Consider the following 21,901-nt stretch of genomic DNA (forward strand, 5'->3'; position numbering starts at 1 on the left):
TATTCCAGTTGAAATTTGCTTTTCCAAATTGCGTAACATATATTTAGTATTAGCTTAGGTATCTTAAAATCAATTTTAAGTTATTAAGAAAAGGAGTTCTTATGCGTGTCATCAATAAATTTTCCCTAGCAACAATGCTAGGTATTTTAGCCGTGTCACCCAGTATCTACTCTGCAGATACACCCGATATTTCTGGCTCATATAAATGCTCGTACCATGATCCGTTCACTACTCCCAATGACGGTACTGAAACCGTAGTGTTCAAAAAAAATGGAGATGTGTATAAAATTTCAGGAATCCCTACAGGAAGTGTATTTCCATATTACATTGGTAAAGGCATATTTAATAAAAATGTCAATAATGCGATTGGCTACATATTTTGGCAACCAAAATCACCAACTGTAACCACAATTCAAATTTTCACAATTAAGCCTGATGGTTCTTTGGATGGTGTTTTTGCAGAAAGTAATAAGGATAAAGGTGGTACTGAAACATGTACTAAATCAGTCCAATAGTAGATTTATTCGCATAAAGGTGAGAAAAGGAATTTATTATGAAAACTGTAATTAAAAGTATTTATTTAGTCGCCGCATTATCCCTACCTACTCTAACAGCTTATGCAGATGACTCGAGTACAAGTGCTGCTGGTACTTCAACTTCTCCTGCTTCGAACAGTAGTGATACTTCAACAAGTAAGGCTAGTACTTCTTCTTTTATAGGGGATTATCAATGCCAACGTGTTGATTCTGCCAATAATACTGTTGCTTATCCTCTTACAGTATCCAAAACTGGCGATACCTATACTTTAGAATGGGATAATAGTAATGGAGAGCCAGTTCTTTACGGTACAGGCGTTATGCATCCAAATCAAACTAATGTTGTTGCTTCCTCATTTTGGGATCCAAGAAAACCGGAAGTGATTGGTATTCAAATGATAGAAATTAAACCAGATGGTTCGTTACAATCCAACTGGGTTTTACAATCAGACAATCAACTTGGATCAGAGACTTGTACTAAAAGTAAATAATTAATAATCTAAAAGCATAAAGGGCTACCTTGAGTGTAGCCCTTTTCATTAATAAATTTCTCAATTAATTCTGCTCATAACTGATTTCTCATTTTGTAAAAAATTATAGCAAGCGGTTCTTTGAGAAAGTAACGCGATAGATATTTATTTTTTTTCCAGCATGCGCTTTCTACTGCAGGGGAACAGAATACCTTAAGCCCCAATTTTTGAGCCACTAGAATGGCTCTGGGTGCATGAAAAGGTTCAGTTACTAAAATAATGGATTTTAATTGCTTCGCTTGCAATAACCTTTTAGAAAAAAGAAGATTTTCATAAGTGGAAGTTGATTCGGGCTCAAGCAGGATGTCTTCGGTAGGTACACCTAAAGATAAAGCAATTTTTTTCATAGTTCGCGCTTCATTTGCGCCATCTTCAATATCTGTACCACCTGAGAAAAGAAGTTTTGGGGCAAGGTTAGCCTTATATAAATCAACTGCATGTTTTACGCGAGCCACGAGGCAAAGGTTGTACGAATTATTGCGATAGGCTTTGGCTCCAAGTACTAAAATAACATCGGCCTGCCTTTTTTCGTCTTTTTCGGCATTTTTTGTAACATACATCGCCACAAAAGAATAAAGAGCAATAGCTGTGATCAAGAAAAAAAAACATGTTCGCCTGAAAAATTTCATGAAGTTCTCTAAATAATTGATGTTATTTTTATGCGAGAAAATTTTATCAGATCATTTTATGAAGGCGGAACAAAATGAACATGCTGTAGGTGAAAATTGTATAGCACAATTCTGTAAATGGGCCAATTTTGGCCCAATCTTAAGAAAATTATTTAATAATCAATAGTGTTGATGGTATCGTGGGTAGGGTGCACCGTTTTCCACTACAATATAATCTCTTGGCGGCGTCCAACGATGAGTATTTCTCCATCTTGAATGATGATGGTGATGGCGGAAATTCTTGAATCGTGGATAATAATCATGTGTATGATAAAAAGCGAAGGACGTAGTGGAAAATAAAGTAGCCGCGCCTAACATCCCGCACAGCAATAATTTTTTGATCATCATTTCTTATATTCCCCTCTTTAATTGTTATCTGATGACTAGTCTAAATAATAAATGTAACAGGGATATAACAAGATGTTCTGTAATTGTAACAAAGTTGTTACAAAAGGAGCATAAGTAAAATAGCCTGGTGCAGAGCGGTATAGCCAGTATAGTTGCAGGGTTCCGCTGCGCTGCCTGTAAGCTACTTTGGTTATAAATCTTTTCAGACAGTTAGATGGCTTTTGTTTTTTTGTGATTCAATATCTTCAACTACTTCAGTTAAATCAACTACCTCACTCGGAATATCAGGCACGGTACCTCGTGCTATTAATTTTGATAGTAAAATAGAGGCGCAAGGACTAAAACATCCCATGACTATCACAGTGACTGGTATTGTAGCAAGAAACGTTAGAGTTGTTGAATGGGGTACTCCACTTGCCCGTAGAATGAAATAAATACCAAAATGTACTCCAGTGCCTAAAGCCACCATCGCGAGAGTGATGGCTTTTTTATAACAACAATCCTCTTCAATGGCGGAGGAGCGTTCATCAATCAGCTTTTTTCGTTTTTTTATGTTGGCCAAATAAATTTTCCCATGTTTATTCACGAGATCCTGTACTAAGGGATTAATATACTGATTTTCTAGATCTAGGGGTAACGTTGTATTTTTATATAAAGTAAAAAAAAGATGAGGATTTGATTTCTCAATTTCCTTTGCTGCCAGGGTGGCTAGTTTGGGTATTTGTTGCACTATTCTTGGCATTATTAAACCTTATTTTCAGAAAATATAATTATATATTAATAAGTTATTCTATCATTTCTTTGTACAAAGATATTAAAAGATATGATGTTTTTTGACAAAATTACTTAACCTAATACGATTAATGTGTATTATTAGATTTTGTATATTGCAACGCGCATGATGTGGATTGAGGGATAAATGAGGGATTTTTTTCATGGTATGGGTTATATGCTACGAGGTATTCGTCATCTTTCTACTCATGGATTAAGACGTTTTATCCTATTGCCTTTAGCAATTAATTTTATTATGTTTTCCGGCTTGTTTTATCTTATCTACCACTATTTGTTGCCCTATGTTTACCATTATCTTGATAAGTTACCTTCCTGGTTAAGTTTTTTTAGCAGTATTTTTTTTGTTATATTTATTCTCAGTTTTTTCTTAATGTTTCTATCTTTATTTACGGTTTTTTTCAATTTAATTGCAGCACCTCTAAATGGCCTGCTAGCAGAAAAAACACAAAATCTGCTTTTTGGAAGCATCATTCCCCCTTCAACATTTTATGAAGTCATAGTTCGTAGTGTAAAACGTCAATGTGAATTTCTTGGCTATTTCTTACCACGCTTTTTAATTATAGGTATTTTATTTTTTGTACCATTTCTACAGCCTGTTTATCCTTTTTTGTGGTTTATTTTTAATGCTTGGATTCTAAGTATTCAATACCAAGATTTTGCTATGGACAATAACCTTGTTAGCTTCAAAGAAATGCGTAGAAAAATTGCTCGTAATAAAATGTGTTCACTTGGATTGGGTTTTTCTATAAATCTAGCCAGTTTTATCCCCATCTTAAATATATTGGCCATGCCTGCAGCGGTGATAGCAAGCACCATTCTCTACTGTGAACGCAATAAAACAGGACTTACGAAAAAAACTCAATCTCTTCGTTAAAAAATGTTTTTAATTCGATCATTTAGTTTATCTAAACTCTCTCATTAAAAACATTTTTTGCTTCGATTTTTTTAGGGGCGTAAGTCCTGTAAAAATTTGCTTCAACCTCCAAAATCCTAGCCTGGGCGTAGCACAGCGAAACCCGGGTGTAATCAGTTGGATTCCCGGGTTATGGCGTTAATAAGACAGAATTAATAAGCCTGAACTACAATTTTTCCTACCGCTTTTCCTGATTCTAATAATGTATGAGCTTTATCAATGTTCTCGAAATAAAAAAGATGCGGGTCAATGAGCGGTTTTAAATAACCTTCATCTGCTAGCATCGCGATCTCTTTTAGAATCTTGCCATGCCGTTCACGTTGTATGTTACGTAATAATGGCAATAGCATAAACACTGCATGTAAACTGGCCGATTTAGTATGTAAAGGTGAAAGATCATGGTTGGAGGCTGCCTGAATGCTGATTACGTTTCCATACATGGCAACAGCAGCTAATGATTTGTCGAGATTTTCTCCACCGATGGTATCAAATACTATGTCAAAACCCTTACCATTGGTTAGTCGGTTGACATAATCTTCAACTGATTCAACCCGATAATTAATTGTCTCTTTGGCTCCAAGTGATTTCGCTATATCTGCTTTATCTGAAGAAGATACAGTGGTGTATACTTCAGCGCCAGCCCATTTGGCGAGCTGAATCGCAATATGTCCAACTCCTCCTGTACCAGCATGAATTAATACTTTTTGTCCAGAATTAATTTTAACTTTTTCAAATAATGCTTCCCAGGCTGTGATTGATACTAGAGGTAAGGCAGCGGCTTCAACCATACTCAAGGTATGGGGTTTTTTCGCAATTAACTGGGCATCAGCAAGCATAAATTCAGCTAACGCACCTGATTCATTAAGAAAACCACCAGCACATCCATAGACTTCATCACCGACAGCAAACTCAGTAACGTCTTCACCAACTTGTTCAACGATACCAGCTACATCACTATGTAAAATTGCAGGAAAAGGAGGGGAAATATGGCTGTTTTTTCCAGAGCGAACTTTACAGTCTACAGGATTTACGCTAGTTGCCACAACTCGAATCAGCACATAGCCGGGTTTAATTTGGGGATTGGGGTGCTCAATCATTTCAAAGACTGAAGGGTCACCAAAAGATGATATAGCTTGTGCTTTCATAGCGTCCTCCTAACTTGATGCACCAGGCGTTTTATTAAAAATTGAAGAGAGCAAAAATCTATCTTCATTAATCCAAAATAACATTCTAAGAAAATCACAGAACATTTTCCAGCAACAGATAGCCATTTGATAAGTTTTTCGGGTATTAACTCTGATTTTATGTCAATGTGGCAGGACAATCTGTTCCATTGTGCAGGAGCACTAGTGTTAAAGAATTAATTAGGGCTTTGGTGCATGAAGCAGAGGTATTGAACTGAGGAAAATATTAGAGGCTGTTGACAATTCTCTTTGCCCGCTTAGGTGCCGCGGTGGATTGTCAACAGCCCCTCGTTATTTTTCTTTTTTATTTTTTCTAAGAGGAAATTGTAAAATGTGGGCAGTGCTGCTTCCAATACGGGTTGGTAGGGGCCTGATTGGTCTTCTCCTTGCTCATGAAGTCCTTTGCGACCTTGATGAATTTTGAGGCATATTTCTTCATCTTCTTGCGCAGTTTCTAAATAAGCCGCTTGTGCTGCTGCGCACAAGCTTGGATTAGAAAGCCAAATATCTTTCGGATGAAAAAACTCTACAATATTGATGCATTGTTCAATACTTATTGGAGAAACAGTACTTATGACTAACATATAGGGATAATATTCAATCATGATGTTTGGGTAATAGGCCATCCATACAGCTCCATACCTGGGTAGCTCGTTTTTTGCTTGCGCCAATAATTCGTATTGGTAGGTTTTAAAATTGGCAGAACCTGATTTGGTTAAATCAGATTGGATACCTACATACTGGATGGAGTAGGTATCATCAAGCGTCCATTCAAGTTCTCGTACGTCGACTAATTTTCTCAATCCATTATGGAAAAAAGGTATATGGTAATCATCTAAAAATACTTCCATGAATATTTTCCAGTTAAAGGAATGGCATTGATGTCTTGATTGAGCGAATACATAATCAGAGAAATCCAATACGGTATATGCTTTAGTGTCGATTGTATCTCCTTCTATTTTATTGTTTCCTCTAAACAGAAGTCCATTCCACTCACTTACGTAGTCTTTTTTTAAATTAAGACAGGGTATTTGTTCAAATTGTGGTGCATGAATTAATTCACCCTGGATATTGTATGACCAACTATGAATTGGGCAGCGAATTCTTTTTATATTTCCTGAATCGGATAACAGAAGCGCCTGTCGATGCCGACAAATATTAGAGAGCAGGCTAATCCCATCTTGGTGATGAATCAGCATCTCAGTATTATTACTTCGTTTCAAAACATAATAATCATTTAAGTTAGGAACCATAAGCTGATGTCCAACATATTGGGGGCTTTGCTTAAAAATATATTCTTTTTCAAGTTGATAGATCGATGGATCAAAAAACCAATGAACTGGAATAGGCTGATACTGATTCATAATAGAATAGCTCCTATACCTGATTTGTTGAGATACCTTTAGTTTCTAACTAAATTGTTTTTATAGTATTTTGTACTCTTAAAATTATAGACTGATCTAAAATGGATTTTTTAGATTTATCCTAAATTTAAATGATTTTTATGCTTGATAACAATCTATAAAAAGTCATTTTAAATTAGGAACTCCCATAACACTGTTTTGGGAGTTCTGTAGGAAATTTAGAATATCCATAAGTTGCAAAAGATTGGACCTCCTTCAACTGATGAGGCATAAGCACACAGAATAACAAAACGTTAAGGTAGCATTCTCTTTACATACTCATTCTGTTGTTATCCATTTCAACATCTTGATCATAACTCTCAAAACATTCTTCTTTTGTTTCTTGAGGTAACGATTGATAAAAAAAACTTGCCCCAGACTGGCTTACCAAAATAGAACTTTGATTCTCTTGAGGTATAGAGGGGGAAGTTGCAGGGAATTGTGTTTTTGTGGTAATGGGTTTCTTCGATAAATAGTGTATTTGTTCTTCCAAATGTTGAATTATTTGATGATCACTTTGTTGGGGGGCTTTGATCATTTGTAATGTTTTAATGGCTTGTTTATATGTTGCAATGGTATCTCTTACACGTTGATTTTGAACCTGGGATTTAGCGAGTGCTAAAAGCTGCATTGCCATATTACGATAAGCACCATCACCAGGTGTTTCATTGATTAAAACTGGGCTAAATGGGTGTTTATCAGCTGATAAGGAGAGTTGGCTTAACATGCTTTCTATACTGTGATCAATTTGTTGAACTTCATGAATTGATATTGTTTCAAACTGTTCGAAAAGGGCTTGTTCTTGTTTTGCAAATTGTCCTTCACCCAGTAGATGTTCATGATTAGCAAATCTGGATGAAGCAATATATGAAGCAGTTGAGAGTTTCTTTTCATAATGACTATGAAATTGCTTGAAATTAACAACTGGGTCACCGATATTTTGTTCCTCAAAGGTTTTTTCTTTAATACAGCCGAATGCTTTTATGGCATTAGCCATTGCCTCATCCCCTGCGGGTTGATTTAACGATTCATAACACGCATCGGCTAAATCAATATACAACTCGGTTAATTTTCTATAACTTTTATCATTGAGAGGAGTTTGCAGAAGTTGTTTAATAGCATCCAGATAACATTGAGCTGATTTTTCATATTCGGAGCTATTAAAATAAACGATAGCCAGATCATGATAAGCATCGGAAAGTTCATGAAAATCGTTTAATGTTTTATTAACAATGAGTAAAAATAAATTAATCCCTTGTAGGTATTTATCAATTACAGTTTTTTTTGTAATAACTTCACGATCCAGATATTTGGCATTTGTAATTTTTAACTTAGCTTGTTTTCTATATTCTTCATCCATAAAGACCTCCTGAAAGCATTAACATTAAATTAATTCACAAACAAAGTATCATCAACGGATACAAAAATACAATGGGAATCACCTTCCATGCGAAAAAGGGGGGAGCAGTGTGGATTGGGCTTTCTTGCAAAAGATTCCTGGACTTAACTATACGCTACTGCCATTAAATTAAGGATTTAGACCATTCCCGCGAAGGCGAGAATCTAATTTTTACAGTGGAATTACAGTTTTTCTTAACTCAATGCAGTGATGCTTCGCATATTCAAGCGATGATTTCTGTAACGATTTTATATTACTCTACTGCAATTAGGGTTGATAATTCGCGTAGTGCAACAAAGAAAATCGTGTAATCAATGCTTGAACTGCCGAGTAACATTTCCAGCAATTTTTCCCATCGCTGTTGAATAAAAGGGTTTTTTGAGAACCAATAAGTAATCAGTTCCTCCGAATTAAGTCCTTTTTGATTGTTCATCACAATGACAATGGTAAGGCGACGTTGCAAATTGTCCAATTCATCACGCAAAGATAAGCGTGCCAGACTATTCCAATGGCCTTCACGAGAATCATTACCAATTTGATCACGGAACCAAACCAGACTAAACTTGCTGCCTACTTTAAAATAAACTTCGGCAGTTCTTCCCAAGTCAAATTTATTTTGTGTCGCAACTTCCACTACGTTTAACACGGTGTACATAGCACGTGTAGCAGCGATCTTTTTTGCAGCCTCTTTGGGTAAACCGATGTCTACAAACTGAATAACGGTTTTATCAAGATATTCTTTCGTAACCCCTGCCATCAAATTAGGAATTGATTCTTCAAGTTTGGCTATAGATTGACTGTAATGGGCAATATTATTGCTAATTCCGCCTGCAAGACGTTTATGGTGCAAGAACCATCGAGATGCCAAATTCATTAATTGTCTTACGTGGTGAAGTAATTCATATTGAGTTTGTACTGTTACTTTATAATTAAGCGAATCAATTAATTGGTGTAATTCATCTATCCCATAAGCCTTGGAAGCAATAATATAAGCACGGGCAATGTCTGCTACTGATTGTCCAGTTTCCATTTGTAAGCGGTACATAAAGGTAATACCCATGCTATTAACAATTTGATTACTGAGTTGCGTAGCAATAATTTCACGACGCAAACGATGGGTTTGCATTGATTTGGCATAGGATTTCATCAACATTGAAGGGAAGCCTGTTTCCAGTATGGTTGCAAAATAGGGGTCATCGGGTAAATCAGATTTTAATAATTCACCCGTAATATAAATTTTTGTATAAGCCATAAGAATTGACAATTCAGGGCGCGTTAGGCCTTGGCCAGCGGCTTTACGTTCCAAAAGATGTTTATCATCAGGAAGAAATTCCACGTTTCTATCTAAATGCACCAATCCTTCCAATTCTTTAATGTATGCTTGATATAAACCGCTATAAGCGAGTGCATTAATCGCAGAAAAACTTAAAACCAACGCTTGATTGTAATTATCTTGTAAAACGAGTCGGGCTACTTGCTCCGTCATTTTGGTAAGCAATTGGTTGCGTTTTTTCTCAGTAAGTTTTCCTTGATTCATTTCCTTATTGAGTAGAATTTTAATATTCACCTCATGGTCTGAGCAATTTACTCCTGCTGAATTATCAATTGAATCGGTATTGATCAAACCACCTGTAAGTGCAAATTCGACTCTTCCAAGTTGAGTAAAGCCAAGATTACCGCCTTCGCCCGCAATTTTGCAGCGCAACTCATTACCATTAACACGGCAAAATTCATTTGTTTTGTCACCTACATCGGCATTCGATTCAGTTGATGCTTTTACATAAGTACCAATACCGCCATTGAACAACAGATCAACAGGGGCTTTTAAGATTTCTCGAATCAATTCATTGGGCGTTAATGAATCTGCATTAATATCAAGTACTTTTTTTACTTCGGGGGTAATGGTAATGGACTTGCTTGAACGTTTGTAAATACCACCACCTTTGGAAATTAATCGAGGATTGAAATCTTCCCATGATGAAGTGGGTAAATTAAATAAGCGTTGGCGCTCTTCAAAAGATTTACACCCGTCAGGATTGGGATCAAGAAATATATGGCGATGATCAAAGGCTGCAATCAAAAGAGAATGGTGGGTATAGGTTAGACCATTACCAAATACGTCCCCACTCATGTCTCCAATGCCAACAACCGTAAAATCTTGTTTCTCAATGTTAATATCGATTTCACGAAAATGCCGTTTAATGGACTCCCATGCGCCACGCGCTGTAATCCCCATTTTTTTATGGTCATAGCCCGCAGAGCCACCTGAAGCAAAGGCATCTCCAAGCCAGAATTTGTATTCTTTGGCAATGTCATTTGCAATATCTGAAAATGTGGCAGTTCCTTTATCTGCTGCGACAACAAGGTAGGGGTCGGCATCATCATAGCAAATGGTATTCAGGGGTGAAACAACATGGTCATTTTCAAAATTGTCTGTAAGATCAAGCAACCCTCTGATGAATGATTGATAACACGCAATTACCTCATGTTTTATCTGCTCTCGATCAAGCATATTAGTTGCTTTTTTTAAGATAAAACCTCCTTTGGCTCCAGAAGGTACAATCACTGAGTTTTTTACTTTTTGAGCTTTCATAAGACCAAGAACTTCTGTACGAAAGTCCTCGGGGCGATCGGACCACCGAATACCACCACGAGCAACTTTTGCGCTGCGCAAATGTATGCCCTCAAATCGCGTGGAATAGACAAAAATTTCATACATGGGTTGTCCGGGCGGTAAATCAGGTACTTTGGCTGAATTGAGTTTAAATGATAAATAGTCTTTGGGGTTACCATCAGCGTCTAGCTGGTAAAAATTTGTACGAAGTGTTGCTGTGATTAGAGACCAGAAAAAACGGATGATATGATCTTCATCCAGGATGGTAATGGCATCAATATCGGCTCGAATTTCTTGCTCCAATTCAACCCGTTTATTTTTATTTTTAGCATTCTGTTTCAGGCTAAATTTTAAACAAAAGAGTTCAATTAATTTTTTGACAATGGGTGCATAGTTGGAAATGGTTTTCTCAATATACTGTTGGCTAAAGCGAAATCCAATTTGTTGCATATATTTGGCATAAGCACGAATGATCACTATTTCACGCCAGGATAATCCCGCACCTAAAACCAATCTGTTAAACCCATCATTCTCACAAAGCCCCACATTTATTTTTATCAAGGCTTCGTTAAAATTGTTTTTTACTTGATCCAGGGTGAGTAAATTGGGGGAGGAATAAGATACATTAAAATCACCAATCCATATAAACTGGTTGGGTTCTATCGAAATTTTATAGGGTCTTTCAGTATAAGTTCGTAATCCCATATTCTCAATCATGGGTAAGATATCCGATAACGGAATAGAACTGCCATATCGATAGACTTTAATGTGTAATGGATGTTCGCCACGTGGTGATTCAAAAAAAACAATCGTTAATGGGTTTTGTAGTGACAGATTATCAATTTGCGAGAGATCTTCTATTGCCTCTTCAATGGTGTGTTGTTCACAATAACTCATTGATAATGCCGGAAGATATTTTTCAGCAAATTTTTTCCCCTTTTTCATACCTAATTGTTTTATTAGCTTTTGATGCAACTGATCTTTCCATGAGCGTTCCATTTTTAAATCTCACACAGGTTGGCTGGTGTTATTCAATAAGTATAGGACATGAAATAAATCGCATGTAATGGGTAAAGCTGCTTCGGATAAATTTCGAGTTTCCATTGCATTTCACCTAATTCACTCTCAGAAATGAAAGATGTCTATTGACTCATTAGAGTTTTATTGTGACCAACAAGCCTGTGGCGCTCTGGTGGTATTGAGTCCATTAACAGTCAAGGTTAAAGTGCTACATGAAACGCCATTCTGTGTATCATTTGCCTGGGAGCCTTGGGCGGTTGCAGTAAGGGTATAACCTGTTGCTGTATTATTAGTGGCTGATAAGGTGTAATATCCATTTTCTGTGGTAGTCACTCCCCCCCAAACATCTGCCAAGGTACCATAAGCCGTATTTTGACCACGGTATTTTTCTTCTTCAAGTTGGATGCTGTTTAGGGCGTTAATCCCTTCTGTTCGTCTAGAATGCATAACATAATTAAAGTAACTTGGCATACTTATCAAAACAAGAATAGCAATAATAGCCAGGGCGATTACTAATTCAATCAATGAAAATCCCTCTTTTTTATTCTTGAAATTATCCATTTTAAGAATTCTCCATAATTACTCTCTTTAATCTTAGACTAAACTAATAATATACATTACTCATTTTGAGATTGCTTAAGAAAAGGGAATTCCTTATGGCCGTTCAAAGGATTGGCACAAATAAACTGAGGGGCTTTAGCTTTCTCGAGATAATGATCACCATCGCGATACTCGTAATCCTTATGGGGATTGCTTTTCCTTCCTACACAAATTTTATGAATCAAAAGCGCGTAAGGACAGGGACGGAGGAATTGTATAATTATATTAAAATCGCACAATCAGAGGCTCTTACTACAAAGAATACTCTTTATCTTAGTTTCAGGCCAACAACCTGGTGTTATGGACTTAGTGATACCGCTCCGTGTGATTGCACCGTAGTAAACAGTTGTTTGGTTAATGGCATTCAAACCATAGTACAAAGCAGTGACTACTCAGGTAATCCTGTTGCCCTTTCTATAACTGGATTTTCAGGCTCAGCTTCTGCCCCTTACATTATTTTTGACGGATTTCATGGAACAATTACATCTGGAGGTTCTATAAATGTTAGTCTGTCAGATAAATCAGCAACGATTAATGCCAACAGCATGGGGCTAGTTACTGTTTGTTCCAATACTGTTTCAGGATATCAGACATGTCCTTAATAACGATTAAAAAACACAGGGGTTATACCCTGCTCGAGATACTAATAGGAATTGCCATTGGCTTATTCTTGTTAGCAGGCAGTATTGCGATTTATATTTCCTTAATGCGTTCTTTTTACAGTGTCATGGCAGTTAACAGATTGGATCAACAATTACGTTCCGCAATGAATATGATGGTCATCGAAATACGACGAGCGGGCTATTCCGCAAACGCTGCTAATGATATAGGTTCTGGGACTATTACTAATCCCTTTATGGCATCTGCTAATGATATTACTGTTCCTGTTAGCAGCTGTATCTTATTCACCTATGACACAGATTCAAATGGCACTATGCCTTCATTAAATTCCGCGGGTTATGACAAACGCTTTGGATTTAGGCTCTCGAATAATGTCTTACAAGCAAGAGCAGCAACAGACTCATTTTTTGATTGTAACAACGGCAATTGGATCAATTTAACTGATCCCAATCAGATCCAGGTGACTAATTTATCTTTTAATCTGACACCTACGGTTATCACATTAAGTAATGGAATAAGCACGCTTACGATACGAAATGTTACTGTTAATTTAACAGGTAGTTTGATTTCAGATAATTCAGTGAGCCGCACTTTTACCCAAGTAATACGAGTACGTAACGATAAATTTCAGCCCTGAATTATAGGAGGAGGGTTATTGCTATGAAACATCAACGCGGCTATGTTTTGCTTGCTACATCAATGATGATTCTACTGGGAATTGCAATAACTGCACTATTAACCATTAAAACAGTCGATTTTGATCAAAAAATAGAAAATAATTTTTATCGAACATCGCAATCTTTTATGGCGGCTGAAGCCGGTTTGGAGTATGGATTGGCCTATCTGGAAGCCAATAAAACAGCCATTCTTGTTGATACGAACAATGATGGTTTTATAGATACCTACACCAACGCGCAAATAACCAATGTACCTTTTAGTAATAATACCACCTATACCATCACTTATAGCAACCCGGTTTTCACTAATTTCAACCGCATTACAGTAACTTCAAAGGGAACGGCTGATAATAACAGCTCTTCAACCACTATAGTTCAAATTATGCAGATTTATCCCTTTGTACCTGCACCTACACCAGTGCCTCTTCTTGTAAAAAATAATGTGAACTTGAGTGGTTCCCTGACTATTACCAATACGACAACTGGGACAACCATTTGGAGTGGGGGGGATACGATTTTAAGCGGTTCAGCAAGCACAGCCTCAAATACAAGTTCTGGCTCCAATAGTGCTGGTCTTCAGACTGATGTGGTACACAACGATTCAAGTATAAGTAGTTTGAGCTCGGATCAATTTTTTAGTGACTTTTTTGCTACTACAAAAACTTTAGCACAACAATCGGCGGATATTACCTATACTAATAATAGTACTACAAATTACAGTGGTCTTTTAAATGGAGTTGTTGGTCAATCGATTTGGATTAACCAAACAGGAGGAAGTTCTGCCAGCTTCTCGGGTAGTGCCACGATAGGTTCTCCTACGAATCCGGTTGTCTTGGTAGTTAATGGTTCTTTGCAAGCTAATGGCAGCACTACGATTTATGGTATGGTTTATATAATAGGAGATTGGAATAATAGCGGGGGAGGAACATTGGATATAATCGGTGGTGCCGTAGTAGAAGGTTCTATAACATCTACTGGTTCACCCAATATTACTTATAGCACAACGGTCCTGAATCAATTGAACAAAGTAGGGTCTTTTGTCAAGGTCCCAGGATCTTGGCGAGATTTTTAAGGATTTATAGTTGAGGAGAGAGACGATGAGCACTCATCAATTCAACTCAACCCCTAGCAAACAGAACGGCTTGGGATTGGTTGAAGCCATGGTTGTTACCTCGTTATTAATTTTTGGGATGGTTGCTGGCAGCAAGACGGAAGTGCACCTTATCAAAGCCAAAGCAAATACCAATCAAGATTATCTGTCCACGCAATTGTTTAATCAAAAAATGGAGCAGTTGCGTAATTATTCCACGATTGCTGGGTATAATGCGATTACAACGGGTTCTGATATTACTACCGAGTTCGATTCCACCTTTTACCGCACCTGGACGATTACCAATAATTCTAAATATAAAAAAGTAGATCATCTGGTGACCTGGATCAATTCTAATAATGAAAATTTATCTTTGGTATCCGCAAGTTATATTAGCCAAAATGATCCAGCCCTCAGTGGCCAATTGTTTAATTCTACTTTCACCAGTACTAGCTTACCAGCTATAGGTTCAGGAGTTCCTAATGCAAATCCAAACCCCAATCCTCCTTCTGTCCCATCCGGAACTACCTATACCGTCACAGTTCCTAATACGAATATTGTGCTCACCTATGATTCAAGTAATAATGTCACATTAATCAATAATGAGCATGCTGTAACTCTTTCAGGAACGATTGCTCTGGGTACAGGAGGTAACGCACCTCCTAAAACGGTTGATCTGTCTAATGTCACTATATCCGTTGATTCGTCCAACTCTCAAGTGGCAACCTGTTTTTACGTTGGATCTTCAGCAGCCTTTAATTGCATAATGGCTTCCAGTTGGAGTGGCCGTGTTTTGTTGGGAGGAGTGAGTGATGTCAACGTGTGTACCAGTAATCAGCAACCTTATATCAATCTGCTTACTTCATTGAATAATCAAGATTACCTGATTATTAAATCAAATAGAAACTGTCCTTCCAGTAATCCCTTCTTATTGCAGTCTCTCTAAAAATATCAGGACTTACGAAAAACTCCAATCTCTTCGTTAAAAAATGTTTTTAATTCGGTTATTTAGTCTATCTAAACTCCCGCATTAAAAACATTTTTTGCTTCGACCTTGGGGTTTTTCGTAAGTCCTGAATATATTATCTTCGCACACTTCAAAATCTTAGGGGCGGGAAAACCAAGAAATAAATTGATTATTTCCTATAATTAAAAGATTTATAATGCCATGAGTTTAAAGACCTTGAACGACTTACTGAATTTTTAAAATCGTTTGCAAAGTTTCGCTGAGCACATTAAATGTGTTCTCGAAAAGTAAAAAATTTATGTCCCAGATACGTAGTAAAAGTGGGGAAAACAAGCCCAATTGCGTGTGCTATTTCTAAAGTGAATGATTTAATACCCAAAGCAGGCAAGATATGATAGGCAAGAAATAAACTAACAAGCCAGGTTTGCAGCATACCAATTAAATTAATGAGGATAAAAAACAGAATTGATCGTAAAAAGGTTTGCTGACTGTTCTTGAATACAAATAATTTACCCAGAATAAACGATGCAATCATGCCTGTAATATAGGCTAAGATAATTGATAGTGAAAAACTGAACTCATAGCTATAGAAAATTCTGCTGCAGAAATTTACCGTAACTGCAATTGCTCCTGCCACTATGAAGGTAATGAACTGTTTTGACTTAAAATGACGTAACACAAAATACTCCCGTCAGTTTTATTTCATGTATTTAGAATAAAAGCCCAATCAATATAGACAGATTTTCTTAAAACAGTTTCTATTTCGTGAGATTAACTCTTTTTGAATTTATTCCAAATTTTTTTCCCTATCCAAAAAATAATCAAAAAGATACAAATCCATAATAATAGTAATGGTAAAACGTACACAAAAAATGTGATCAAACCATAGGTAAAATGATGTAATTGATCGATCAATGCATGATAGGAGTCAATAAATGTTTCAGTTATTTTCCACTGTTTTTGTTGTTCCGTTTGAATAATTGGGTTCATGCTTAAGTTAATATTTATCAATGAATAAGCTACTGACTCTTTGAAATATTTAATTTGTCCCTGGATTACATCAATTTGTCCTTGGGTGTCGCTTAGTTGCTTAAATACACTAAGAACATCGGATGTATTATTCGCGCTAGCCATAATTTTGGATAGCTGTTCTTTTGCTTTTTGTAAATTACTGAGCTGGCTTTGTAAATCGACAAATTGTTGTGTGATGTCTTCACCAGTTATTGATTCTTGCATGACTTGGGTTGCGAGTGACTTCAAGGCAGTTAGCGCATTATTTAAGCCTTGGGCAGGTACTCTTATGCTCATATTTGCAGTAGTATTATTGGCTTCATCATTATCTTGAGTTAAGTTGGAGCTTACAACATAACCCCCTGAGTTTTCCGCTAATTGAAAGATTTTTTCCATTGCTGAATTAATGTTATTAACTTGCAAGGAAATATTCGCATTACGAATAATCATACCCCGCTTCACATTTTCTGAGGGTTGATTTCCAGAAGACTGGCTTGTAATACGCATTGCTACAGAGCTAACGGCGTAATCAGGTTTTCCAACTGCCGCTTGCATTGGCAAAGGACTTCCCCTATACATTGTCGTTCCAGCTCTACCAAACCATTGGGAGATAAAAAATAATATAGCCAGAGTCCCAATGAAGGCTAAAAAATAAAGGATAATTTTCTTCATTATTATTTCCACTCTTTACAATGGATCAACTAAAGTGTGGCAAAGGTTTCTTGAATTGTAAAATAATCAGGACTTACGAAAACCCAATCTCTTCGTTAAAAAATGTTTTTAATTCGGTCATTTAGTATATCTAAACTCCCTCATTAAAAACATTTTTTGCCTCGATCTTGGGGGGGTTCGTAAGTTCTGATAATTTGACTATTAGTAGGCTGATAAAAGTAAAAAAAGAAAAACCAGCAATTTGATACAATAAATTGCTGGTTTGCTTTGATTATATGTCAAAAAGGTAAAAAATTTTTATCTTATTATGGCTGTTTGTCACAAAAAGCGACGCATACTTTATGCTCTCTGACCTCGCCGCCGCAGGCTGAATAACAGGACCTATAGGTCGACTCACAATGACAGGAGTTGCTACAACTGCTGCTTCGATCAAAATCAGTCACAGATTTACTAATTGGTAGCCCCATTCTTTTTTGGTCCTCTTTATATTGCTTGTATTCAAACATCGCATTTTGTTGGGCTCTCATGCGGCAATTTTCATTGTCTACCCGACAACTCTGTTCGCAATCATTTTTACCTTGAATACACTGGGCAGTACACATTTTTGCTATATCTGATTTCGGCGGAACAAAACTGTACTCGGTATTATAGATAGGACCACAGGCAGTCAACATGCCAGCTAAAACCAAAATAGAAAAGATGAAGAATTTTTTAAGCATATTATCCTCTTTTGATGAGTTATGTGAAGCAAATAGTTTGGTATTGTGGCCATATAAAATGCAGATGAGTTTCAAACAGAACAAGCCAGCCGTAGTTTAGTAATGCCTAGTTGAAAAAGCAAGCAGGTATCTTACCTAAAAAGACTCAAGATCTTAAAATAAAGTATCGTTACTTTTATTGATACTTTGATATATAATTAGCCAACTTTTAATCGTGCAATGATCATGCTACGCATTATCAACATCTTAATTTAAAACAACATGGATACTTCATTTATATTTGGCTTTTTAAGCGGTTGTTTGACTACAGCCCTAGGTGGATGGCAAGTACAAAAATTCGTGAATAATAGAAAAAATTCGGAAAATATAAAGAAGAAGAAAATATTAGATTTCGATAGGCTTTTTAATGATTATCCTCATTTTATGAGTGTCATTAAAAATGATGTTACTAATCCTGGTTGCAAGCATATAAAAGAGTTTTTTGTAGTCGATAAGGAAGCAATATTGAATTCTTCAATACCTCGATTTCGATATGAATTGTCTCCAGATATCCTCCCGGCTTTAAATAGATTGGAGGAATTAGGTTATATTGAAAAAATACAAAATAATTGCCTGCATTATAAAATCGACGAAGAGTTTATAATGCAGCTTAAATCAATAAATTGATACTTATTAATTCAATGAAGCTTTAAGAAGTTGTAGTCTGTTCAACAGATGCCGTAGGTACTTGATTCTTGGCATTTTTGTGAACCCAATAAACCAATACTGTTCCCAAAAGAGCTCCCAAAGGTATAACTACTAATGCATGATGATAGGATTGAATACTGTATTGCCTCATACCATCTGCAGTGAAACTTCCCTCCCAGTAATAATCCATTAAGTTGCCAATTAAAGTATGAAAAAATGAGCCACCAAACATATTGATACAATTTAAAAAAGCTATGGTTATTCCTAAATGTTTTGGGGAAACCAGTCTGGATCCTGCCGCAAAGACAATGACTTGATAGCAGCACATGAGCCCAATTGCGAAGAATAGAATACTAAGCATCCACCAATTACTCACGCGATCTGAGAGAAGCACGAGAAATGCTAAGGTCAACCCAATTCCGCAAATGCCTATTACTGTATAATTCCCTAATTTTTTGCTCAAAAATGCAAGTATTGGTCCACCAAATAACATACCAACAAAGATAAATGATACGAGCAGGGCGGCATCAGATTTTGCAAAACCATAGGCAGTAGTTAAATAGGATACCCCCCAAACATCCGCAAAACCTTCTAGTGCGCCAACCATGAGTAAATTTGCCAGGGCCAGAGTCCATAATATTCTTGAGGTGAATAAAACAGATAAATAAGATAGATTTATTTCATTCGATTTTGTGGTTTCAATATTCTTTGGAGTACGTAGGACTAAATATGCCAAAAGTCCTATGGTGATAGAACAGAGTGCAAGTACCTGTCCTACATGTTGACCACCGTAAGTTGCGATCAATTGCGTTACTGGCTTACCTCCATAGACTGCTCCTAATAACCCAACACTAAAAGAAAATCCAACCATTTGAGAGTATTGATTGCTATTGAACCATTCAGAAATAACTTTGGATACTCCTAAAAAACCAACAGCAGAACTGGCTCCGATTAAAAATCTACTCAATAAGGCTAGATAAAAATTATTGGTTGAGGTAAAGAGTAAGGCACCTAATCCACAAAGTAGAGTAAAGATAAAAACCACTCTTTTGGCACCAAATTTTTCGAGCAATATCGCCATGGGAATTTGCATTCCGGCATACCCATAATAATAAAAAGCAGCTAAGAGACCAAAACTGGCTGCATCTATTGAAAATTGGTTCATTATTTGGTGCATCATCAATCCTGGCCAAAGACGCAAAATAAATTGAAGTGCAAAAAATGAAAGTGGAAAAAACCACATGATAAAGGGCAAGTAATTGTTTTTTAAATTTAAATAGTTAGTTTGAGTCACGATACCCTCCAGTATTAATAAAGCAATAATTCCAATTACCCGAAAGTTCCTCCCTAGAGAGGTTCGGGAATAAGAAATAGCCAACCGCTCTAGGGTAAAGAGGGCAAAATAATAATAATGTCTACTGAAGAGATTGTTGTTGGTAATGAATCATGGCATGGCGATACCTTTGCAGTGAACACTGCAGGGTACTTATTGCTTTTGTTCGTATCGCGGTGATTCATATTGATAGCAGTTTGGTAAAATTTTATCTATTATTGGGTTAACATAGCAAATTGGCCTTCGCTGTGTCAATTTAATTTTTATAGAACGCTATTTTCAATTTGTCGAAGATTGTCTTTGAGCAAAAGAAATAAAATGAAATGTCAACAGACATTAGAAGGAAGTGTATTTTTTGTTCGCATTCTCTCTTTACTAGGGGCTAAAGCTTCAGCCGCTTTTTATGGCATTTTTAAATCACATTGACATCAAATAAGTCCGGTTGATAGTATGCGCGACTATTTATTCTTAAATAGGAGTTTGCATGCCTAATCCCTACAATCATTTTCTGAAATTAGAATTAAATGATGCTGACATTAAGCAACTGAAAGATGCTTTTTATGGCAAAAAGCCACAAGAAATGGATAATCACCTTCTTGAATTAGAATTAAATAACGAAGATCTTAGTGAATTGGAGCAAGCTTTTTATAGTAAAAAGTCACAAGATGCGGTGCCAGCGGAACCTTTAAACAAAAATAAATCCTTGCAAATACCAGAAGACGGTAGTAAACCCTCTTTGAAAAAGAGAAAAAATTTCTTTGGGTCTGAACAAAATAAGCAGATGAAAAAATATATGTTTAAAATTGACCTTGATATAAAGACGAATCAGGATGATATTGAGGAAAAAAATAAAGAAGATAACACAGTTTCCACAGATCAAAATATGTTTCGTCTGGATGTTAAAACAGGAAATGTAACCCAATATCATCAACGTACAAAATCAAGAGGCCCCCAACATCGTTATATATTTAAATTTAACTCAAACACTGGAAAACTTACCAACCCCCAAGAGGAACAGGAAGACTCTTCTTTTTCAGTAAGCAAACCTTCAAAATGAAGCAATTTATTAATCGGCAAACAGGCTCGATTTAAGTCGAGTCTGTCTTGTTGGTGAAGCACTATTTCAGGACTTACGAAAAACCCCAAGGCTTAGGTAAAAAATGTTTTTAATGAGGGAGTTTAGATAGACTAAATGACCGAATTAAAAAAATTTTTTAACGAAGAGATTGGGTTTTTTCATAAGTCCTCTATTTTTGAAAATTAAGTCAAATAGATTACGTTTATCAAGATGGCATTAATAATTATAAAGCAGGTACTATAGTTTTGAGATCAGTGATCATAAAATTTGTGGTAGTGAGTGCCGGTTGGGGTAGGTCCAATATATACGACCTGCACTCACTATTAAGATACATCATTTAGTTACAATAACTGATTCTGGCATATTGACTCTAAGACCGATTAATACAGTATTTACATTCGGCCTGTAACGTCCTCGTAATGTTTCATCAGATAACGGTTCAATTTGAGTTCGTTCCGTACTGTTGTACTGAGTGAACTGATACGTTAAGAGTAGATCCAGGTTATGATTGAGTTTGGTGATTGCTCCTGCTTTTAAACCACCGCCGATTAACCATTTCTTGAAATTCGCGCTGACTCCAACATTCCCAGCCGTATTGTCCATGTTAACTGCAAAACGGCTGCCTGAAATTCCTGGTCCTACAAAAAAACGAGCTGACTCATTATATTGGTATGCGGGCAGTAAAAAGAGGGAGAATCCATATTCTAATTTCTCTTCTGCATCAACGTCTTCATTAAAGAACCATTCGTTAATTTTATACCGTGATTTTCCAATAAACAGATCCGCATCTGCTTCTAAAGCAGTAGAGAATTTTGTGCTCAATGGCAATTCATATCCTGCTAAAATTTGTCCGTGAAAATTAGTATATGCGTTGTTAAAACTGGAAGAAGTGGGCAAACCTTCTTCAAGAGGATAGCTCAAATCTTTGTGAACAGTAACTGTATTAATACCTAAATTAAGACCGGAATATACGCCTGTATATGCATTACATGAGAGGATACAAGCGATGATTGTTGATATTGAATGTTTATTCATATTA

Annotated in this window: 22 protein-coding genes and 1 pseudogene; 10 read left to right on the forward strand and 13 right to left on the reverse strand. The window is 36.4% G+C overall.

What is annotated here, in order from left to right; all coding sequences use genetic code 11:
• The first annotated feature begins 101 nt into the window (after positions 1-101).
• Together ELY20_RS00545 and ELY20_RS00550 are read left to right on the forward strand one after the other, a co-directional pair.
• Positions 102-515: a hypothetical protein gene (locus ELY20_RS00545; protein WP_110141189.1), complete on the forward strand. Its 414-nt coding sequence runs from the start codon at positions 102-104 to the stop codon at positions 513-515.
• A gap of 38 nt (positions 516-553) precedes the next feature.
• Positions 554-1,027: a hypothetical protein gene (locus ELY20_RS00550; RefSeq protein ID WP_110141190.1), complete on the forward strand. Its 474-nt coding sequence runs from the start codon at positions 554-556 to the stop codon at positions 1,025-1,027.
• A gap of 74 nt (positions 1,028-1,101) precedes the next feature.
• On the opposite strand, the gene ELY20_RS00555 is transcribed toward ELY20_RS00550, so the two are convergent.
• The 3 genes from ELY20_RS00555 to ELY20_RS00565 all read right to left on the reverse strand — a co-directional run bounded on the left by ELY20_RS00555 (position 1,102) and on the right by ELY20_RS00565 (position 2,824).
• Positions 1,102-1,695 carry a YdcF family protein gene (locus ELY20_RS00555; RefSeq protein ID WP_110141191.1) on the reverse strand — a complete coding sequence of 198 codons (594 nt, stop codon included), beginning with the start codon at positions 1,693-1,695 and terminating at the stop codon, positions 1,102-1,104.
• 159 nt (positions 1,696-1,854) lie between these two features.
• A complete protein-coding gene (locus ELY20_RS00560; protein ID WP_233590454.1) occupies positions 1,855-2,082 on the reverse strand; it encodes a hypothetical protein in 228 nt (75 codons plus the stop codon).
• Positions 2,083-2,284: 202 nt separating this feature from the next.
• On the reverse strand, positions 2,285-2,824 hold the full coding sequence (locus tag ELY20_RS00565) for a hypothetical protein (RefSeq protein WP_110141192.1): 540 nt from the start codon (positions 2,822-2,824) through the stop codon (positions 2,285-2,287).
• Positions 2,825-3,001: 177 nt separating this feature from the next.
• On the opposite strand from ELY20_RS00565, the gene cysZ reads away from it, so the two are divergent.
• Positions 3,002-3,748: a sulfate transporter CysZ gene (cysZ, locus tag ELY20_RS00570; protein WP_110141193.1), complete on the forward strand. Its 747-nt coding sequence runs from the start codon at positions 3,002-3,004 to the stop codon at positions 3,746-3,748.
• A 191-nt stretch (positions 3,749-3,939) separates the two neighbouring features.
• On the opposite strand, the gene ELY20_RS00575 is transcribed toward cysZ, so the two are convergent.
• From ELY20_RS00575 to ELY20_RS00595, 5 genes are all read right to left on the reverse strand, one after another.
• Complete coding sequence (locus ELY20_RS00575) at positions 3,940-4,932, reverse strand: zinc-dependent alcohol dehydrogenase family protein (protein WP_110141194.1); 993 nt, start codon at positions 4,930-4,932, stop codon at positions 3,940-3,942.
• A gap of 296 nt (positions 4,933-5,228) precedes the next feature.
• Positions 5,229-6,335 carry an aromatic ring-hydroxylating oxygenase subunit alpha gene (locus tag ELY20_RS00580; protein ID WP_233590455.1) on the reverse strand — a complete coding sequence of 369 codons (1,107 nt, stop codon included), beginning with the start codon at positions 6,333-6,335 and terminating at the stop codon, positions 5,229-5,231.
• 310 nt (positions 6,336-6,645) lie between these two features.
• The gene (locus tag ELY20_RS00585; RefSeq protein WP_233590456.1) at positions 6,646-7,734 is read right to left on the reverse strand and encodes a hypothetical protein; all 1,089 of its coding nucleotides are present in this window, start codon (positions 7,732-7,734) and stop codon (positions 6,646-6,648) included.
• A gap of 292 nt (positions 7,735-8,026) precedes the next feature.
• The gene (locus tag ELY20_RS00590; RefSeq protein WP_110141196.1) at positions 8,027-11,386 is read right to left on the reverse strand and encodes an NAD-glutamate dehydrogenase; all 3,360 of its coding nucleotides are present in this window, start codon (positions 11,384-11,386) and stop codon (positions 8,027-8,029) included.
• Between the two features lie 162 nt (positions 11,387-11,548).
• Positions 11,549-11,968 (reverse strand): type IV pilin protein, encoded by a 420-nt coding sequence (locus ELY20_RS00595; protein WP_110141197.1) that lies wholly within the window; start codon positions 11,966-11,968, stop codon positions 11,549-11,551.
• A gap of 95 nt (positions 11,969-12,063) precedes the next feature.
• On the opposite strand from ELY20_RS00595, the pseudogene ELY20_RS17125 reads away from it, so the two are divergent.
• From ELY20_RS17125 to ELY20_RS00615, 5 genes and pseudogenes are all read left to right on the forward strand, one after another.
• Positions 12,064-12,156, forward strand: a pseudogene (locus ELY20_RS17125) (prepilin-type N-terminal cleavage/methylation domain-containing protein); the annotation flags it as partial.
• A gap of 63 nt (positions 12,157-12,219) precedes the next feature.
• Positions 12,220-12,609, forward strand: coding sequence for a GspH/FimT family pseudopilin (locus ELY20_RS00600; RefSeq protein ID WP_233590457.1), 390 nt, complete (start codon positions 12,220-12,222; stop codon positions 12,607-12,609).
• Positions 12,600-13,265 carry a prepilin-type N-terminal cleavage/methylation domain-containing protein gene (locus ELY20_RS00605; protein ID WP_110141198.1) on the forward strand — a complete coding sequence of 222 codons (666 nt, stop codon included), beginning with the start codon at positions 12,600-12,602 and terminating at the stop codon, positions 13,263-13,265. The genes ELY20_RS00600 and ELY20_RS00605 overlap by 10 nt, the downstream gene beginning before the upstream one ends.
• Positions 13,266-13,288: 23 nt before the next feature.
• Positions 13,289-14,377: a pilus assembly PilX family protein gene (locus tag ELY20_RS00610; protein ID WP_110141199.1), complete on the forward strand. Its 1,089-nt coding sequence runs from the start codon at positions 13,289-13,291 to the stop codon at positions 14,375-14,377.
• 25 nt (positions 14,378-14,402) lie between these two features.
• Positions 14,403-15,341, forward strand: coding sequence for a type IV pilus modification PilV family protein (locus ELY20_RS00615; protein WP_110141200.1), 939 nt, complete (start codon positions 14,403-14,405; stop codon positions 15,339-15,341).
• A gap of 289 nt (positions 15,342-15,630) precedes the next feature.
• On the opposite strand, the gene ELY20_RS00620 is transcribed toward ELY20_RS00615, so the two are convergent.
• From ELY20_RS00620 to ELY20_RS00635, 3 genes are all read right to left on the reverse strand, one after another.
• On the reverse strand, positions 15,631-16,041 hold the full coding sequence (locus ELY20_RS00620; protein WP_110141201.1) for a GtrA family protein: 411 nt from the start codon (positions 16,039-16,041) through the stop codon (positions 15,631-15,633).
• A gap of 92 nt (positions 16,042-16,133) precedes the next feature.
• Positions 16,134-17,045 (reverse strand): DUF4349 domain-containing protein, encoded by a 912-nt coding sequence (locus ELY20_RS00625; protein WP_110141202.1) that lies wholly within the window; start codon positions 17,043-17,045, stop codon positions 16,134-16,136.
• A 305-nt stretch (positions 17,046-17,350) separates the two neighbouring features.
• Positions 17,351-17,764, reverse strand: coding sequence for a hypothetical protein (locus tag ELY20_RS00635; protein ID WP_110141203.1), 414 nt, complete (start codon positions 17,762-17,764; stop codon positions 17,351-17,353).
• Positions 17,765-18,025: 261 nt separating this feature from the next.
• Here ELY20_RS00635 and ELY20_RS00640 point away from each other — a divergent pair, with 261 nt between their 5' ends.
• Positions 18,026-18,430 carry a hypothetical protein gene (locus ELY20_RS00640; RefSeq protein ID WP_110141204.1) on the forward strand — a complete coding sequence of 135 codons (405 nt, stop codon included), beginning with the start codon at positions 18,026-18,028 and terminating at the stop codon, positions 18,428-18,430.
• Positions 18,431-18,452: 22 nt separating this feature from the next.
• On the opposite strand, the gene ELY20_RS00645 is transcribed toward ELY20_RS00640, so the two are convergent.
• Positions 18,453-19,745: an MFS transporter gene (locus tag ELY20_RS00645; protein ID WP_407656301.1), complete on the reverse strand. Its 1,293-nt coding sequence runs from the start codon at positions 19,743-19,745 to the stop codon at positions 18,453-18,455.
• 523 nt (positions 19,746-20,268) lie between these two features.
• Between ELY20_RS00645 and ELY20_RS00650 the strand changes: the two genes are divergently transcribed.
• Positions 20,269-20,841 (forward strand): hypothetical protein, encoded by a 573-nt coding sequence (locus ELY20_RS00650; protein ID WP_110141205.1) that lies wholly within the window; start codon positions 20,269-20,271, stop codon positions 20,839-20,841.
• A gap of 354 nt (positions 20,842-21,195) precedes the next feature.
• Here ELY20_RS00650 and ELY20_RS00660 read toward each other — a convergent pair whose 3' ends face one another.
• Positions 21,196-21,897, reverse strand: coding sequence for an outer membrane protein (locus ELY20_RS00660; protein WP_110141206.1), 702 nt, complete (start codon positions 21,895-21,897; stop codon positions 21,196-21,198).
• Positions 21,898-21,901: the final 4 nt, after the last annotated feature.

The organism is Legionella qingyii, from assembly GCF_003990155.1.
GTDB lineage: Bacteria > Pseudomonadota > Gammaproteobacteria > Legionellales > Legionellaceae > Legionella > Legionella qingyii.

What these genes read in the sequence shown, in the direction of transcription:
- ELY20_RS00575 (WP_110141194.1), bottom strand. Translation starts at nt 4,932, where the DNA reads ATGAAAGCACAAGCTATATCATCTTTTGGTGACCCTTCAGTCTTTGAA.
- ELY20_RS00595 (WP_110141197.1), bottom strand. Translation starts at nt 11,968, where the DNA reads ATGGATAATTTCAAGAATAAAAAAGAGGGATTTTCATTGATTGAATTA.
- ELY20_RS00550 (WP_110141190.1), top strand. Translation starts at nt 554, where the DNA reads ATGAAAACTGTAATTAAAAGTATTTATTTAGTCGCCGCATTATCCCTA.
- ELY20_RS00640 (WP_110141204.1), top strand. Translation starts at nt 18,026, where the DNA reads ATGGATACTTCATTTATATTTGGCTTTTTAAGCGGTTGTTTGACTACA.
- ELY20_RS00545 (WP_110141189.1), top strand. Translation starts at nt 102, where the DNA reads ATGCGTGTCATCAATAAATTTTCCCTAGCAACAATGCTAGGTATTTTA.
- ELY20_RS00660 (WP_110141206.1), bottom strand. Translation starts at nt 21,897, where the DNA reads ATGAATAAACATTCAATATCAACAATCATCGCTTGTATCCTCTCATGT.
- ELY20_RS00565 (WP_110141192.1), bottom strand. Translation starts at nt 2,824, where the DNA reads ATGCCAAGAATAGTGCAACAAATACCCAAACTAGCCACCCTGGCAGCA.
- ELY20_RS00560 (WP_233590454.1), bottom strand. Translation starts at nt 2,082, where the DNA reads ATGATGATCAAAAAATTATTGCTGTGCGGGATGTTAGGCGCGGCTACT.
- cysZ (WP_110141193.1), top strand. Translation starts at nt 3,002, where the DNA reads ATGAGGGATTTTTTTCATGGTATGGGTTATATGCTACGAGGTATTCGT.
- ELY20_RS00585 (WP_233590456.1), bottom strand. Translation starts at nt 7,734, where the DNA reads ATGGATGAAGAATATAGAAAACAAGCTAAGTTAAAAATTACAAATGCC.
- ELY20_RS00555 (WP_110141191.1), bottom strand. Translation starts at nt 1,695, where the DNA reads ATGAAATTTTTCAGGCGAACATGTTTTTTTTTCTTGATCACAGCTATT.
- ELY20_RS00580 (WP_233590455.1), bottom strand. Translation starts at nt 6,335, where the DNA reads ATGAATCAGTATCAGCCTATTCCAGTTCATTGGTTTTTTGATCCATCG.
- ELY20_RS00590 (WP_110141196.1), bottom strand. Translation starts at nt 11,386, where the DNA reads ATGGAACGCTCATGGAAAGATCAGTTGCATCAAAAGCTAATAAAACAA.
- ELY20_RS00650 (WP_110141205.1), top strand. Translation starts at nt 20,269, where the DNA reads ATGCCTAATCCCTACAATCATTTTCTGAAATTAGAATTAAATGATGCT.
- ELY20_RS00625 (WP_110141202.1), bottom strand. Translation starts at nt 17,045, where the DNA reads ATGAAGAAAATTATCCTTTATTTTTTAGCCTTCATTGGGACTCTGGCT.
- ELY20_RS00610 (WP_110141199.1), top strand. Translation starts at nt 13,289, where the DNA reads ATGAAACATCAACGCGGCTATGTTTTGCTTGCTACATCAATGATGATT.
- ELY20_RS00635 (WP_110141203.1), bottom strand. Translation starts at nt 17,764, where the DNA reads ATGCTTAAAAAATTCTTCATCTTTTCTATTTTGGTTTTAGCTGGCATG.
- ELY20_RS00605 (WP_110141198.1), top strand. Translation starts at nt 12,600, where the DNA reads ATGTCCTTAATAACGATTAAAAAACACAGGGGTTATACCCTGCTCGAG.
- ELY20_RS00615 (WP_110141200.1), top strand. Translation starts at nt 14,403, where the DNA reads ATGAGCACTCATCAATTCAACTCAACCCCTAGCAAACAGAACGGCTTG.